Origin of the sequence: unidentified bacterial endosymbiont (assembly GCF_918797525.1) — a bacterium.
Classification (GTDB): domain Bacteria; phylum Pseudomonadota; class Gammaproteobacteria; order Enterobacterales; family Enterobacteriaceae; genus Enterobacter.
This window is the reverse complement of the sequence record NZ_OU963893.1, coordinates 3,374,968-3,390,474: the sequence shown is the minus strand read 5'-3', so window position 1 is coordinate 3,390,474 and position 15,507 is coordinate 3,374,968. Positions and strand designations below refer to the sequence as shown.

Genomic DNA, 15,507 nt, shown 5'->3' with positions numbered 1-15,507 from the left:
TAGGTTAATTGTAATGATTTTGTGAACGTCCTATACTGCCGCCAGGTCTCCGGAATACCCTGCAATCCCGAGCCACCCAGCGTTTTAACGTGTCGTATCAGCATTTGGAAGCAATGTTTTGTATGACGCGCAGTTATAGATAATGAACGCTGCTTGACCCGCATCGCAGTCCGGAGGAAGGAAACAATAAGAACAGCATGTGGGCGTTATTCATGATAAGAAATGTGAAAAAACAAAGACCTGTCAATCTGGATCTCAAAACGATCCGGTTCCCTGTAACAGCAATAGCGTCCATTTTGCACCGCGTATCGGGTGTGATTACGTTTGTGGCGGTGGGTATTTTGCTGTGGTTACTGGGAACGAGCCTCTCATCCCCTGAAGGATTCCTCCAGGCCTCCGCCATTATGAACAGCGTGTTTGTGAAATTTATCATGTGGGGCATTCTGACGGCACTGGCCTACCACGTCGTCGTAGGTATTCGCCATATGATGATGGACTTTGGCTATCTGGAAGAGACCTTCGAAGCCGGGAAACGCTCCGCTAACATTTCATTTGTATTGACTCTCGTGCTTTCACTTCTCGCAGGAGTTCTCGTATGGTAAGCAACGCCTCCGCATTAGGACGCAACGGCGTACATGACTTCATTCTGGTCCGCGCTACCGCCATCGTCCTTACGCTTTACATCATCTATATGATCGGTTTCTTCGCCACCAGCGGCACGCTGACATGGGAGATCTGGAGTGGCTTCTTCGGATCGGCCTTCACCAAAGTGTTCACCCTGCTGGCGCTGTTCTCTATCCTCATTCATGCCTGGATTGGCATGTGGCAGGTGTTGACCGATTACGTTAAACCGCTGGCGATTCGCCTTCCACTGCAGCTGGTAATTGTTGTTGCCCTGGTGGTTTACGTTATTTATGGATTCGTTGTGGTGTGGGGTGTGTAATGAAACTGCCAGTCAGAGAATTTGATGCTGTAGTGATTGGTGCTGGTGGCGCAGGTATGCGCGCAGCGCTGCAAATTTCCCAGAGCGGCCAGACCTGTGCGCTGCTCTCTAAAGTGTTCCCGACCCGTTCCCACACCGTATCCGCGCAGGGTGGCATCACCGTGGCGCTGGGTAATACCCATGAAGATAACTGGGAATGGCACATGTATGACACGGTGAAAGGTTCCGATTATATCGGTGACCAGGACGCTATTGAATACATGTGTAAAACCGGGCCAGAAGCGATTCTGGAACTGGACCACATGGGTCTGCCGTTCTCCCGTCTGGAGAATGGCACTATCTATCAACGCCCGTTTGGCGGCCAGTCAAAAGACTTTGGCGGCGAGCAGGCGGCACGTACTGCGGCCGCGGCTGACCGTACCGGTCACGCACTGCTGCACACCCTGTATCAGCAAAATCTGAAAAACCACACCACCATCTTTTCCGAATGGTATGCGCTAGATCTGGTAAAAAATGCCGATGGCGCTGTGGTCGGATGTACCGCATTGTGTATCGAAACCGGTGAAGTGGTTTACTTCAAAGCCCGCGCGACCGTGCTGGCGACCGGCGGTGCAGGCCGTATCTACCAGTCCACCACCAATGCCCACATCAACACTGGTGACGGCGTGGGTATGGCGATCCGCGCTGGTGTGCCGGTGCAGGATATGGAGATGTGGCAGTTCCACCCAACCGGTATCGCCGGTGCGGGCGTTCTGGTAACGGAAGGCTGTCGCGGTGAAGGTGGGTATCTGCTGAACAAACACGGCGAGCGCTTCATGGAGCGTTATGCCCCGAATGCGAAAGACCTGGCGGGTCGTGACGTGGTGGCGCGTTCCATCATGATCGAAATCCGCGAAGGCCGCGGCTGTGACGGCCCATGGGGTCCACACGCGAAGCTGAAACTGGACCACCTCGGTAAGGAGGTTCTGGAATCCCGTCTGCCGGGCATCCTTGAGCTGTCCCGCACCTTCGCTCACGTAGACCCGGTGAAAGAGCCGATTCCGGTTATCCCAACCTGCCACTACATGATGGGCGGTATTCCGACCAGAGTGACCGGTCAGGCGCTGACCGTGAACGCGCAGGGCGAAGACGTGGTGATCCCTGGCCTGTTCGCGGTGGGTGAAATCGCCTGCGTATCCGTACACGGGGCAAACCGTCTGGGCGGCAACTCCCTGCTGGACCTGGTGGTCTTTGGCCGCGCGGTGGGTCTGCATCTGCAGGAGTCAATTGCCGAACAGGGCGACCTGCTGGGCGCAACCGACGCCGAAATCGACGCCTCTCTTGAGCGTCTCAACCGCTGGAACGGCAACCGTAACGGTGAAGATCCGGTGGAAATCCGTAAAGCGCTGCAGGAATGTATGCAGCACAACTTCTCGGTATTCCGCGAAGGCGACGCGATGGCCAAAGGTCTTGAACAGCTGAAAGCGATCCGCGAGCGTCTGAAAAATGCCCGTCTGGACGACACCTCCAGCGAGTTTAATACCCAGCGCGTTGAGTGTCTGGAGCTGGATAACCTGATGGAAACCGCTTACGCCACTGCGGTGTCGGCAAACTTTCGTACCGAGAGCCGTGGCGCGCATAGCCGCTTCGACTACCCGGATCGTGATGACGAAAACTGGCTGTGCCATTCCCTGTATCTGCCAGAGTCGGAGTCCATGACGCGTCGTAGCGTCAATATGGAACCGAAACTGCGTCCGGCGTTCCCGCCGAAGATTCGTACCTATTAATGCGGAGACAGGACAATGAAACTCGAATTCTCAGTTTATCGTTATAACCCGGATGTAGACGATGCTCCGCACATGCAGGATTACACCCTGGAGGCGGAAGAAGGTCGCGACATGATGCTGCTGGACGCCTTAATGCAGCTTAAAGAAAAAGATCCGACCCTGTCGTTTCGTCGTTCCTGCCGTGAAGGGGTCTGTGGCTCTGACGGCGTGAACATGAACGGTAAAAATGGTCTGGCCTGCATCACGCCGATTTCAGCGTTACAGCGTGCGGGTCAGAAAATTGTTATCCGTCCTCTGCCAGGCCTGCCGGTGGTTCGCGATTTGGTGGTAGACATGGGGCAATTCTATGCACAATATGAGAAGATTAAGCCTTACTTATTGAATAATGGGCAAAATCCACCCGCTCGTGAGCACTTACAGTCTCCTGAGCAGCGTGAAAAACTCGATGGGCTGTACGAGTGTATTCTCTGCGCATGTTGTTCGACGTCTTGCCCGTCATTCTGGTGGAACCCGGACAAATTTATCGGCCCGGCCGGTCTGCTGGCTGCCTATCGTTTCCTGATCGATAGCCGCGACACCGAAACCGATAACCGTCTGGAAGGGCTGAGTGACGCTTTCAGCGTATTCCGCTGCCATAGCATCATGAACTGCGTCAGTGTGTGTCCTAAGGGGCTAAACCCGACGCGCGCCATCGGGCATATCAAGTCGATGCTGCTGCAGCGCAGTGCGTAGTTGTAAGAGGGGAGCGCTGTTCCCCTTACCCTCTCCCCAATGGGGAGAGGGAAAAGATTGCAGAAACCTTTAAAAACTGCCCTGTACTACCCTGAAGTCCAGACAGTTTCTAAAGGTTCCTTCGCGGGCCAAATGAAAAGAGCTCGCAGGTGAACCCCGGCACGTACACGTGTTGTGCGTGGTAGTTTCTACGGCGAAAGTAAGCATAAAAATGCTTAAGGGATCACGATGCAGAACAGCGCTTTGAAAGCCTGGCTAGACTCTTCTTTCCTCTCTGGCGCAAACCAGAGCTGGATCGAACAGCTCTATGAAGACTTCTTAACCGATCCTGACTCAGTGGACGCTAACTGGCGTTCCATGTTCCAGCAGTTGCCTGGCACGGGAGTCAAACCGGATCAATTCCACTCCAAAACACGTGATTATTTCCGTCGTCTGGCGAAGGATGCCTCACGTTACTCTTCTGCGATTTCCGACCCTGATACCAATGCGAAGCAGGTTAAAGTTCTGCAGCTTATCAACGCCTATCGCTTCCGCGGTCACCAGCATGCGAATCTTGATCCGCTGGGGCTGTGGCAGCAGGATCGTGTCGCGGATCTCGATCCGGCCTATCACGATCTCACCGAGGCCGATTTCCAGGAAAGCTTTAACGTAGGTTCCTTTGCTATCGGCAAAGACACGATGAAGCTGGGCGATCTGATTGACGCCCTCAAGCAGACCTACTGCGGCTCCATCGGCGCGGAATACATGCACATCACCTCAACGGAAGAGAAGCGCTGGATCCAACAGCGTATCGAGTCCGTGGCGGGTCATGCGACCTTCTCCACTGAAGAGAAAAAACGCTTTCTGAGCGAACTGACCGCTGCAGAAGGTCTTGAACGTTATCTTGGCGCGAAATTCCCGGGCGCAAAACGCTTCTCGCTGGAAGGTGGCGACGCGTTAGTGCCGATGCTGAAAGAGCTGATCCGTCATGCGGGCAAGAGCGGTACCCGTGAAGTGGTTCTGGGCATGGCGCACCGTGGTCGTCTGAACGTGCTGGTTAACGTTCTGGGTAAAAAACCGCAAGACCTGTTCGATGAATTCGCGGGCAAACACAAAGAACACCTCGGCACCGGTGATGTGAAGTACCACATGGGCTTCTCGTCTGATATCGAGACCGAAGGGGGGCAGGTTCACCTGGCGCTGGCGTTCAACCCGTCGCACCTGGAGATCGTCAGCCCGGTGGTTATCGGGTCCGTGCGTGCGCGTCTGGATCGTCTGGATGAGCCGGGCAGCAACAAAGTTCTGCCAATCACCATTCACGGTGATGCGGCTATCACCGGCCAGGGTGTGGTTCAGGAAACCCTGAACATGTCTAAAGCGCGTGGTTATGAAGTGGGCGGTACCGTTCGTATCGTTATCAATAACCAGGTGGGCTTCACCACCTCGAATCCGCTGGATGCACGTTCTACCCCGTACTGCACCGACATCGGCAAGATGGTACAGGCGCCAATCTTCCACGTTAACGCGGATGATCCGGAAGCCGTTGCTTTCGTCACCCGTCTGGCGCTGGATTACCGTAACACCTTCAAACGTGACGTACTGATCGACCTGTTCTGCTACCGCCGTCACGGCCACAACGAAGCGGATGAGCCAAGCGCAACCCAGCCGCTGATGTATCAGAAAATCAAAAAGCACCCGACGCCGCGTAAAATCTATGCTGACAAACTGGAAGGCGAAAACGTGGCGACGCTGGAAGATGCGACCGAGCTGGTCAATCTTTACCGTGACGCGCTGGACGCGGGCGAATGCGTAGTGAAAGAGCTGCGCCCAATGAATATGCACTCCTTTACCTGGTCGCCGTACCTCAACCATGAGTGGGATGAGAGCTACCCGAACAAGGTGGAGATGAAGCGTCTGCAGGAGCTGGCAAAACGCATCAGCACCGTGCCAGAGGCTATCGAGATGCAGTCTCGCGTAGCGAAAATCTACGGTGACCGTCAGTCGATGGCGGCAGGCGAGAAGCTGTTCGACTGGGGCGGGGCGGAAACCCTGGCTTACGCGACGCTGGTTGACGAAGGTATTCCTGTTCGTCTGTCCGGTGAAGATGCGGGCCGTGGCACTTTCTTCCACCGGCATGCGGTAGTGCACAATCAGATTAACGGTTCTACCTATACGCCGCTTCAGCATGTGCATAACGGACAAGGCCCGTTCAAGGTCTGGGACTCCGTACTGTCTGAAGAAGCGGTACTGGCATTCGAATATGGCTACGCCACGGCAGAACCCCGTACGCTGACCATCTGGGAAGCGCAGTTCGGCGACTTCGCCAACGGTGCGCAGGTCGTTATCGACCAGTTCATCTCCTCTGGCGAGCAGAAGTGGGGCCGTATGTGTGGCCTGGTGATGCTGCTGCCGCACGGTTATGAAGGGCAGGGCCCGGAGCACTCCTCCGCACGTCTGGAACGTTATCTGCAGCTCTGCGCCGAGCAGAACATGCAGGTTTGCGTGCCATCTACCCCCGCTCAGGTGTATCACATGCTGCGTCGTCAGGCGCTGCGCGGTATGCGCCGTCCGCTGGTGGTGATGTCGCCGAAATCTCTTCTGCGTCATCCGCTGGCGGTCTCCAGCCTGGACGAACTGGCCAACGGCACTTTCCAGCCCGCCATTGGCGAGGTTGATGAACTGGATCCGAAAGGCGTGAAGCGTGTCGTGATGTGTTCTGGTAAGGTTTATTACGACCTGCTGGAACAGCGCCGTAAGAACGATCAAAAAGATGTCGCCATCGTGCGTATCGAACAGCTTTATCCCTTCCCGCATCAGGCGATGCAGGACGTACTGAAACAATATGCTCACGTACATGATTTTGTCTGGTGCCAGGAAGAGCCGCTCAACCAGGGCGCATGGTATTGCAGCCAGCATCATTTCCGTGAAGTGATTCCATTTGGGTCTGCCCTGCGTTATGCAGGTCGCCCGGCCTCCGCCTCGCCGGCGGTAGGGTATATGTCCGTTCACCAGAAGCAGCAACACGATCTGGTCAATGACGCGCTGAACGTCGATTAATTAAAGGATGCATAATGAGTAGCGTAGATATTCTTGTTCCCGACCTGCCCGAGTCTGTAGCTGATGCGACCGTCGCCACCTGGCACAAAAAACCGGGCGATAGCGTTAAGCGCGATGAAGTGCTGGTAGAAATCGAAACTGACAAAGTGGTACTGGAAGTACCGGCATCGGCGGATGGCATTCTGGATGCAGTCCTGGAAGATGAAGGCACCACCGTGACGTCTCGCCAGATCCTGGGCCGTCTGCGTGAAGGCAACAGCGCGGGCAAAGAGTCCAGTGCGAAAACTGAAGATAAAGCCTCTACTCCGGCGCAGCGCCAGCAGGCCTCTCTGGAAGAGCAAACGAACGACGCGCTCAGCCCGGCGATCCGTCGCCTGCTGGCTGAGCACAGCCTTGATCCGGCCACCATCAAAGGCAGCGGTGTGGGTGGACGTCTGACCCGTGAAGACATCGACAAGCATCTGGCCAAAGCGCCAACTGAAGCTAAAGCAGAGGCGAACGCCCCGGCAGCGGCACAGCCTGCACTGGGCGCACGCAGTGAAAAACGCGTGCCCATGACCCGCCTGCGAAAGCGTGTGGCTGAGCGTCTGCTGGAAGCGAAAAACTCCACCGCAATGCTGACCACCTTCAACGAAGTCAACATGAAGCCAATCATGGATCTGCGTAAGCAGTATGGTGACGCGTTTGAAAAACGTCACGGTATCCGTCTGGGCTTTATGTCTTTCTACGTGAAAGCGGTTGTTGAGGCGCTGAAACGCTACCCGGAAGTCAACGCGTCTATCGACGGCGATGATGTGGTTTACCACAACTATTTCGACGTCAGCATGGCGGTCTCTACGCCACGTGGCCTGGTGACTCCGGTTCTGCGTGACGTTGATACGCTGGGTATGGCTGACGTTGAAAAACGTATTAAAGAGCTGGCGCTGAAAGGCCGTGACGGCAAGTTGACCGTAGACGATCTGACCGGCGGTAACTTCACCATTACCAACGGCGGCGTATTCGGTTCGCTGATGTCTACCCCTATTATCAACCCACCACAGAGCGCAATCCTTGGCATGCATGCCATTAAAGATCGCCCGATGGCGGTAGACGGTAAAGTGGAGATCCTGCCGATGATGTACCTGGCACTCTCTTACGATCACCGTCTGATCGACGGTCGCGAGTCCGTGGGCTTCCTGGTAGCCATTAAAGAGCTGCTTGAAGATCCAACGCGTTTGCTGCTGGACGTCTAATTTTGCCGTCTTGCCCGGCGGTGCTATGCCTGCCGGGCCTATAAAAGCACTACCTAACGATTATCTGAAGGATGGATAGAACACATGAACTTACATGAATATCAGGCCAAACAGCTGTTTGCCAGGTCAGGCTTACCGGCGCCGGTGGGTTATGCCTGTACTACCCCACGTGAAGCAGAAGAAGCCGCATCAAAAATCGGTTCCGGCCCTTGGGTAGTTAAGTGTCAGGTTCACGCTGGTGGCCGTGGTAAAGCGGGCGGTGTGAAGGTTGTTAAGAGCAAAGAAGAGATCCGTGCTTTTGCTGAACATTGGCTCGGCAAGCGCCTGGTTACCTATCAAACAGATGCGAATGGCCAGCCGGTAAACCAGATCCTGGTTGAAGCGGCGACTGATATCGCCAAAGAACTGTATCTGGGCGCGGTTGTTGACCGCAGTTCCCGTCGCGTGGTGTTCATGGCGTCTACCGAAGGCGGCGTGGAAATCGAAAAAGTGGCGGAAGAGACCCCGCATCTGATCCACAAAGTGGCGATCGATCCGCTGGCAGGCCCTATGCCTTACCAGGGGCGCGAACTGGCGTTCAAACTGGGGCTGGAAGGCAAGCTGGTTCAGCAGTTTACCAAGATCTTCATGGGCCTGGCGAATATCTTCCTCGAGCGCGATCTGGCGCTGATCGAAATCAACCCGCTGGTGATCACCACCCAGGGCGACCTGATCTGCCTCGACGGTAAGCTGGGTGCTGACGGTAACGCACTGTTCCGCCAGGCCGATTTGCGTGAAATGCGCGACCAGTCTCAGGAAGATCCGCGTGAAGCGCAGGCCGCACAGTGGGAGCTGAACTACGTCGCGCTGGACGGCAACATCGGCTGCATGGTTAACGGCGCGGGCCTGGCAATGGGCACCATGGACATCGTTAAGCTGCACGGCGGTGAGCCAGCAAACTTCCTCGACGTTGGCGGTGGCGCAACCAAAGAGCGCGTGACCGAAGCGTTCAAAATCATCCTCTCTGACGACAACGTGAAAGCGGTTCTGGTTAACATCTTCGGCGGCATCGTCCGTTGCGACCTGATTGCCGACGGTATCATCGGTGCGGTTGAAGAAGTGGGGGTTAACGTTCCGGTAGTTGTGCGTCTGGAAGGAAACAACGCTGAACTCGGCGCGAAAAAACTGGCTGACAGCGGCCTGAATATTATTGCAGCGAAAAGTCTGACGGATGCCGCTCAGCAGGTAGTTGCCGCAGTGGAGGGGAAATAATGTCCGTTTTAATTAATAAAGACACCAAAGTAATCTGCCAGGGCTTTACCGGTAGCCAGGGGACTTTCCACTCCGAACAGGCGATTGCCTACGGCACACAGATGGTTGGCGGCGTAACGCCAGGTAAAGGTGGCACCACGCACCTGGGCCTGCCGGTATTCAACACCGTGCGTGAAGCGGTAGAAGCGACCGGCGCAACCGCGACTGTGATCTATGTTCCGGCACCGTTCTGTAAAGACTCCATTCTGGAAGCCATCGAGGCTGGGATCAAATTGATCATCACCATTACCGAAGGTATCCCGACGCTGGATATGCTGACCGTGAAGGTGAAGCTGGATGAAGCCGGCGTACGTATGATTGGCCCGAACTGTCCAGGCGTTATCACCCCTGGCGAATGTAAAATCGGCATTATGCCTGGCCACATCCACAAGCCGGGCAAAGTGGGCATCGTTTCCCGTTCGGGTACCCTGACCTATGAAGCGGTTAAGCAGACTACCGACTACGGTTTCGGCCAGTCCACCTGTGTGGGCATCGGCGGTGACCCGATCCCGGGCGCTAACTTCATCGACATCCTGAAGCTGTTCCAGGAAGATCCTCAGACCGAAGCGATTGTGATGATCGGTGAGATTGGAGGGAGTGCCGAAGAAGAAGCCGCGGCTTACATTAAAGAACACGTGACCAAGCCGGTAGTGGGTTACATCGCCGGTGTGACGGCGCCAAAAGGCAAGCGTATGGGTCACGCAGGGGCGATTATCGCCGGGGGTAAAGGCACTGCGGATGAGAAATTCGCGGCGCTGGAAGCCGCAGGGGTGAAAACCGTTCGCAGCCTGGCGGATATCGGTGAAGCACTGAAATCCATCATTAAGTAAATCCTCTCTGCTCCCTGGATGGGGAGCGTTAAAATATAAAAATGTCCGTTTCGACATGGTTGGCCGCTGAAAAGCGGCCTTTTTTATGGGAAGTTCTACCCTTCTCTGCTTAAAGGGCAGGAGAGTGAATTTAGCGCGATGAACTACCCGGGAGGACAAAAATATTTTTTCCATCCGTGACCTTACCGTTGCTGCTTGCGCGTGGTTCTGTGACGGGCGAAAAATATTGTCCCGCATCGGATCTGTTGCAGGCACGGAGGATCAGTTTCTGACTATTTTTAGGGTTAGTTAAACACCACCGTTTTCCCCTTTGCGTGTTAACCAACTGGCGATTTTCGTCGGCCCATTTTTGATTTTCGCTGTTTTTGCATGGGCTAAACACGACAGCACTGTTTTCAAACGTGCCTGCGTTTGCCGCTGTCAGACACAAGGATTGTTGACGTATCTGGCCGTCACGCAGTGAGATTTTCTGTTGTGGAATAGTCTCTTTATTACAGGGGAGAAGGGCAGCGTTTGATGTGACTGAAAAAGTAAGGCATTGATTTGCCTGCGTGTTTTTGTAGCGTTTAACTTCAAAATAGTTCTTGTCGATGATGGACTTGATCAATCCTTTTCCAGGGAAATCTGCAGCGATAATGCCTGTACGTTCAATATTATGGTCATTTAAGTAGTTTTTAGTCAGCGTGTTTGTTCCTTCAAAGGCGATAGTGCAGATGCCTATGAAACATGAAACCCGCGGAAAGTCGGGATATTTATGCTTCCAGCCTGGCGTCGTCAAACCGGTGGCAAGGTGCGGTGCAGAAGTACTTGCTCGGGAGTGACCGCTGGCTATGAAATACGGAAACGAGCCGCCTGAAGCACTCAAATGGTTAATGGTAAGTTCTTTCGCTGACTTGTTATCATTGATGAAGCGTTTAATTATTTCCCATTTATTATAGAGATCCCAGTTAGTTTTTACATTATAGGCGTCTTGCCTTCTCACAGCACTAAAATACGTACCCGTGGTATGTATCATCCCGGTACTCCGGACATTATCCCATACGACAAAAATTTTACCGCGCAATGGACCCAACTGTAGATTAGGATCGTGACTTTGATAATCAACGTTATAGAAAAATTTTTGATATTTTTTAATATAACTGTCCATCGTTTCTTCTATGCTTCGCGTATTATTGTCCGCTTTATACTCCTCATGCACACGCATGACGATCGTTTCGCTGGGATGCGCACTGAGGAACTGGGTGACAGACTTGAGCACATCGTCAAAATTAAGATATTGATATTTCAAACCATGATGGATGGCAAACGCATTATCGATATGGCGCACGCGAATATCGAGATAGCGGATACCTGCGTTGAGCTGCTGACTGATGGTCATTACCTGGTTCTCAATGGCTGCGCCACCATAACGTGAGCCTGTATCATGGGTCCCGGGGATGCTCAGCTGTGATAATTGAGTCGCGTCAGGAAGTTCTTCCATCCACGCGCTCTGATTGTAATTCATAATATTTGCGTCATGACTATATCCATCGTCATTATGTGCAAAAACCGATGTACTCAGCAAAGATAAAATAACAAAAGAAGAGAGTTTCACTTATAACATCCATGTTGTTAAAATTGAACGTGAATATTATGGGCTAATAGTGCTAATAACAATAACTCCACTATTAATATATTCCTAAAATGTAATATTCATATTTTTTATATATTATACGTGAAGAAAAATGCTCTGTAGTGCGCAACGCGCTAAAAGAGTATCCAGGCTCACTTCTGGCGGACATGTCTGCGATGGTGTTAATTTTCATGGTTGAAAAGGTAAAATATATGTAATTGAGTGCAGGGGTTTTCGCGCATCAGAAAAATGACGGAACACTTTTTTACAGGTTTATGTGATTGTAAAGAGGGCACCCTCGGTGTCGTTAAATTAAATAACTCCTGTTTGTGTTGTTTGTTGGTTTTGATAATCAGTAACATGCGTTTGTAAAAATATTGTTATGAAATTACTTGTCTCTGTTACTGCAAATAAACATACTTAACAAGAACGGCTGTTTTTGATATAAATCAATGTTTAATTCTTGGAAAAACCCAGTAAAAGGCGCTAAATTGTCCGCGATCAAAAAGGCTCAAAAGTGGCATTTTTGGTATAAGTTGATCCCCGTCGTAAAACGTAAATGTGAATCAATAAAAACCTGTTTATTGTAAGGGTTTTGCAGCGTATTATATTCGCGGGATCTATTTGGATTTTTTTTAACGTATTTGTAACCTGTTGCCTTCGCTTTTATCCTCTTTAGACGAATAGCGACGACAAGGATGCGAATAATTTGTATTGGGGCATGTGTGTGAGTCCTTTTCTAACGGGGTTCACTCTCGGAGTCTTCATGCGATGAGCAAGGAGTCATGATGTTAGATATAGTCGAACTGTCGCGCTTACAGTTTGCCTTGACCGCGATGTACCACTTCCTGTTTGTGCCATTGACGCTCGGTTTGGCGTTCCTGCTGGCTATTATGGAAACGGTCTACGTCCTCTCCGGCAAACAGATTTATAAAGATATGACCAAGTTCTGGGGCAAGTTGTTTGGTATCAACTTCGCGCTGGGCGTGGCAACCGGTTTGACCATGGAGTTCCAGTTCGGGACAAACTGGTCTTACTATTCCCACTACGTGGGGGATATCTTCGGTGCGCCGCTGGCCATTGAAGGTCTGATGGCCTTCTTCCTCGAATCCACCTTTGTAGGTCTGTTCTTCTTCGGTTGGGACCGTCTGAGCAAAGTTCAGCACATGGCTGTCACCTGGCTGGTGGCCTTAGGTTCGAACCTGTCCGCGCTGTGGATCCTGGTGGCGAACGGCTGGATGCAGAACCCTATCGCGTCTGATTTCAACTTCGAAACCATGCGTATGGAGATGGTCAGCTTTACCGAGCTGGTGCTGAACCCGGTCGCACAGGTTAAATTTGTCCACACCGTGGCCTCGGGCTATGTGTGCGGCGCAATGTTTGTGATGGGCATCAGCGCATACTATATGTTGCGTGGTCGTGACTTCCCGTTTGCAAAACGCTCTTTTGCCATCGCAGCAAGCTTCGGTATGGCGGCGATTCTGTCTGTTATTGTGCTGGGTGATGAATCCGGTTACGAAATGGGTGACGTGCAGAAAACCAAACTGGCAGCGATTGAAGCAGAATGGGAAACACAGCCTGCTCCGGCAGCCTTTACGCTGTTCGGAATTCCCGATCAGGATGCGCAGGAAAACCGCTTTGCCATTCAGATTCCTTATGCGCTGGGTCTTATCGCAACCCGCTCCGTCGACAAACAGGTGACTGGCCTGAAAGATCTGCTGGTGCAGCATGAAGAACGTATCCGTAACGGGATGAAAGCCTACTCGCTGCTGGAACAGTTGCGCGCCGGTTCTACCGATCAGGCCGTTCGCGACCAGTTTAACGACATCAAGAAAGACCTGGGTTACGGGCTGCTGCTGAAACGCTATACCCCGAACGTCTCCGACGCGACGGAAGCCCAGATTCAGATGGCAACTCAGGACTCTATTCCACGCGTAGCACCGCTATACTTCGCGTTCCGTATCATGGTGGGCTGCGGTATTATCATGCTGCTGATCATCGCGGCGTCGTTCTGGTCTGTTATTCGTAACCGTATCGGCGAGAAAAAATGGCTGCTGCGCACGGCGATGTACGGTATTCCACTGCCGTGGATTGCAATCGAATCCGGTTGGTTTGTGGCGGAATATGGCCGTCAGCCGTGGGCAATAGGTGAAGTGCTGCCAACGGCGGTAGCCAACTCCTCTCTGACAGCTGGCGATCTGATCTTCTCCATGCTGCTGATATGTGGTCTGTACACCCTGTTCCTGGTGGCTGAACTGTTCCTGATGTTTAAGTTCGCGCGCCTTGGCCCAAGCAGCCTGAAAACCGGTCGCTATCACTACGAGCAGTCCAATATGACTACTCAGCCGGCACGCTAAGACAGGAGTCATCAAATGATCGATTATGAAGTATTGCGTTTTATCTGGTGGCTACTGATCGGTGTTCTGCTGATTGGTTTTGCGGTCACGGATGGTTTCGACATGGGGGTGGGCATGCTCACCCGTTTCCTCGGTCGCAGCGACACCGAGCGTCGAATTATGATCAACTCCATCGCCCCGCACTGGGACGGTAACCAGGTGTGGCTGATCACCGCAGGCGGCGCGCTGTTTGCTGCCTGGCCGATGGTCTATGCGGCTGCGTTCTCCGGCTTCTATGTGGCGATGATTCTGGTTCTGGCGGCTTTATTCTTCCGTCCGGTAGGTTTTGACTACCGCTCCAAGATTGAAGACACCCGCTGGCGTAACATGTGGGACTGGGGCATCTTCATTGGCAGCTTCGTGCCGCCGCTGGTGATTGGCGTGGCGTTTGGCAACTTGCTGCAGGGGGTACCCTTCCACGTTGATGAGTATATGCGTCTTTTCTACACCGGTAACTTCTTCCAGCTACTGAACCCGTTTGGTCTGCTGGCTGGCGTAGTGAGCGTGGCGATGATTTTGACTCAGGGCGCAACTTATCTGCAGATGCGTACCGTAGGCGAACTGCACCTGCGTTGCCGCACAACGGCTCAGGTTGCAGCCCTTGTGACGCTGGTCTGTTTCGCGCTGGCTGGCGTCTGGGTTGTGTACGGTATTGATGGTTACGTGGTGACGTCTGCGATCAACCATACCGCACCGTCTAACCCGCTGACGAAAGAAGTGGCGCGTCAGGCTGGCGCCTGGCTGGTGAACTTCAACACTACGCCAGCGTTATGGGCCATCCCGGCTCTGGGCGTGTTGCTGCCGCTGCTGACGATGCTGATGTCGCGTCTTGAGAAAGGGGCGATGGCGTTTGTGTTCTCTTCACTGACGCTGGCCTGCATCATTCTGACTGCCGGTATCGCTATGTTCCCATTCGTGATGCCATCCAGCACTATGATGAATGCTAGCCTGACCATGTGGGATGCGACCTCCAGCCAGCTGACGCTGAACCTGATGACCTATGCTGCTTGCGTGTTCGTACCGATTATCCTGCTGTACACCAGCTGGTGTTACTGGAAAATGTTCGGTCGTATCACCAGGCAAGATATCGAAAGCAACACTCATTCCCTGTATTAAGTAAGGAGCTGAATATGTGGTACTTCGCATGGATTTTGGGGACGCTTCTTGCTTGTGCATTTGGCATCATTACTGCCCTGGCGCTTGAGCACGTTGAAGCATCCGAAGCAGGTGAAGAAAAGCACTGATGAATATTATCGCAACGTTATATGCGGTAATGGATAAGCGCCCATTACGGGCGCTTTCATTAGTGATGGCATTACTGCTGGCAGGCTGTATCTTCTGGGACCCTTCGCGTTTTGCAGCGAAGACCAGCGAGCTTGAGATCTGGCATGGCTTCCTCATTATGTGGGCAGTGTGCGCTGGGGTGATCCATGGTGTGGGCTTTCGACCGAAAGCGCTTCACTGGCAGGGGATCTTCTTTCCGCTTATTGCCGACCTGGTGCTTATTGCCGGGCTTGTCTTCTTCTTCTTTTAAATAAGAAATCTCTGTTAACCCTATGGGCTTACTTCAGCCCATAAAAATTTACTCTCCGTTTACTTTCCCCCATTCCAAACCATCATTCCCGCGCGTATAGTAGCGAAGTTTGAAAGCTCCAACTTTAAGTTGCATT

The 15,507-nt window shown here is 52.9% G+C and carries 13 protein-coding genes; 12 read left to right on the top strand and 1 reads right to left on the bottom strand.

The genetic code is table 11. The annotated features are described in order from the left end of the window. The first annotated feature begins 197 nt into the window (after positions 1 to 197). The 8 genes from sdhC to sucD all read left to right on the top strand — a co-directional run bounded on the left by sdhC (position 198) and on the right by sucD (position 9,829). Entirely contained in the window at positions 198 to 602 is a 405-nt protein-coding gene (gene sdhC, locus NL510_RS16130) for a succinate dehydrogenase cytochrome b556 subunit (protein ID WP_253378117.1), read from the top strand. After that, on the top strand, positions 596 to 943 hold the full coding sequence (gene sdhD, locus NL510_RS16125) for a succinate dehydrogenase membrane anchor subunit (RefSeq protein ID WP_010428702.1): 348 nt from the start codon (positions 596 to 598) through the stop codon (positions 941 to 943). Before sdhC ends, sdhD begins: the two co-directional genes overlap by 7 nt. Further along, positions 943 to 2,709, top strand: coding sequence for a succinate dehydrogenase flavoprotein subunit (sdhA, locus tag NL510_RS16120; RefSeq protein ID WP_253378116.1), 1,767 nt, complete (start codon positions 943 to 945; stop codon positions 2,707 to 2,709). Before sdhD ends, sdhA begins: the two co-directional genes overlap by 1 nt. 15 nt (positions 2,710 to 2,724) lie before the next feature. Next, on the top strand, positions 2,725 to 3,441 hold the full coding sequence (locus NL510_RS16115; protein ID WP_064325349.1) for a succinate dehydrogenase iron-sulfur subunit: 717 nt from the start codon (positions 2,725 to 2,727) through the stop codon (positions 3,439 to 3,441). A 228-nt stretch (positions 3,442 to 3,669) separates the two neighbouring features. Then, a complete protein-coding gene (gene sucA / locus NL510_RS16110) occupies positions 3,670 to 6,477 on the top strand; it encodes a 2-oxoglutarate dehydrogenase E1 component (protein ID WP_253378115.1) in 2,808 nt (935 codons plus the stop codon). A 14-nt stretch (positions 6,478 to 6,491) separates the two neighbouring features. After that, positions 6,492 to 7,709, top strand: a complete 1,218-nt coding sequence (odhB, locus tag NL510_RS16105) for a 2-oxoglutarate dehydrogenase complex dihydrolipoyllysine-residue succinyltransferase (RefSeq protein ID WP_253378114.1) — start codon at positions 6,492 to 6,494, stop codon at positions 7,707 to 7,709. An 84-nt stretch (positions 7,710 to 7,793) separates the two neighbouring features. Continuing rightward, a complete protein-coding gene (gene sucC / locus NL510_RS16100) occupies positions 7,794 to 8,960 on the top strand; it encodes an ADP-forming succinate--CoA ligase subunit beta (RefSeq protein WP_253378113.1) in 1,167 nt (388 codons plus the stop codon). Next, positions 8,960 to 9,829: a succinate--CoA ligase subunit alpha gene (gene sucD, locus NL510_RS16095; protein WP_253378112.1), complete on the top strand. Its 870-nt coding sequence runs from the start codon at positions 8,960 to 8,962 to the stop codon at positions 9,827 to 9,829. Before sucC ends, sucD begins: the two co-directional genes overlap by 1 nt. Before the next feature lie 130 nt (positions 9,830 to 9,959). Here sucD and NL510_RS16090 read toward each other — a convergent pair whose 3' ends face one another. Continuing rightward, entirely contained in the window at positions 9,960 to 11,423 is a 1,464-nt protein-coding gene (locus NL510_RS16090; RefSeq protein ID WP_253378111.1) for a phosphatidylinositol-specific phospholipase C domain-containing protein, read from the bottom strand. 806 nt (positions 11,424 to 12,229) lie between these two features. Between NL510_RS16090 and cydA the strand changes: the two genes are divergently transcribed. The 4 genes from cydA to ybgE are packed head-to-tail and all read left to right on the top strand — an operon-like array spanning position 12,230 to position 15,371. Next, positions 12,230 to 13,798, top strand: a complete 1,569-nt coding sequence (gene cydA, locus NL510_RS16085) for a cytochrome ubiquinol oxidase subunit I (RefSeq protein ID WP_253384961.1) — start codon at positions 12,230 to 12,232, stop codon at positions 13,796 to 13,798. 15 nt (positions 13,799 to 13,813) lie between these two features. Continuing rightward, positions 13,814 to 14,953, top strand: coding sequence for a cytochrome d ubiquinol oxidase subunit II (gene cydB, locus NL510_RS16080; protein ID WP_253378110.1), 1,140 nt, complete (start codon positions 13,814 to 13,816; stop codon positions 14,951 to 14,953). A 14-nt stretch (positions 14,954 to 14,967) separates the two neighbouring features. After that, complete coding sequence (cydX, locus tag NL510_RS16075; protein ID WP_253378109.1) at positions 14,968 to 15,081, top strand: cytochrome bd-I oxidase subunit CydX; 114 nt, start codon at positions 14,968 to 14,970, stop codon at positions 15,079 to 15,081. Next, entirely contained in the window at positions 15,081 to 15,371 is a 291-nt protein-coding gene (gene ybgE, locus NL510_RS16070) for a cyd operon protein YbgE (RefSeq protein WP_253378108.1), read from the top strand. Before cydX ends, ybgE begins: the two co-directional genes overlap by 1 nt. The last annotated feature ends 136 nt before the right edge of the window (positions 15,372 to 15,507 follow it).

Coding starts and splice junctions, on each gene's coding strand:
- sucC (WP_253378113.1), top strand. CDS start 7,794: ATGAACTTACATGAATATCAGGCCAAACAGCTGTTTGCCAGGTCAGGC.
- cydB (WP_253378110.1), top strand. CDS start 13,814: ATGATCGATTATGAAGTATTGCGTTTTATCTGGTGGCTACTGATCGGT.
- odhB (WP_253378114.1), top strand. CDS start 6,492: ATGAGTAGCGTAGATATTCTTGTTCCCGACCTGCCCGAGTCTGTAGCT.
- sdhC (WP_253378117.1), top strand. CDS start 198: ATGTGGGCGTTATTCATGATAAGAAATGTGAAAAAACAAAGACCTGTC.
- sdhA (WP_253378116.1), top strand. CDS start 943: ATGAAACTGCCAGTCAGAGAATTTGATGCTGTAGTGATTGGTGCTGGT.
- cydA (WP_253384961.1), top strand. CDS start 12,230: ATGTTAGATATAGTCGAACTGTCGCGCTTACAGTTTGCCTTGACCGCG.
- ybgE (WP_253378108.1), top strand. CDS start 15,081: ATGAATATTATCGCAACGTTATATGCGGTAATGGATAAGCGCCCATTA.
- sucD (WP_253378112.1), top strand. CDS start 8,960: ATGTCCGTTTTAATTAATAAAGACACCAAAGTAATCTGCCAGGGCTTT.
- sucA (WP_253378115.1), top strand. CDS start 3,670: ATGCAGAACAGCGCTTTGAAAGCCTGGCTAGACTCTTCTTTCCTCTCT.
- cydX (WP_253378109.1), top strand. CDS start 14,968: ATGTGGTACTTCGCATGGATTTTGGGGACGCTTCTTGCTTGTGCATTT.
- NL510_RS16115 (WP_064325349.1), top strand. CDS start 2,725: ATGAAACTCGAATTCTCAGTTTATCGTTATAACCCGGATGTAGACGAT.
- sdhD (WP_010428702.1), top strand. CDS start 596: ATGGTAAGCAACGCCTCCGCATTAGGACGCAACGGCGTACATGACTTC.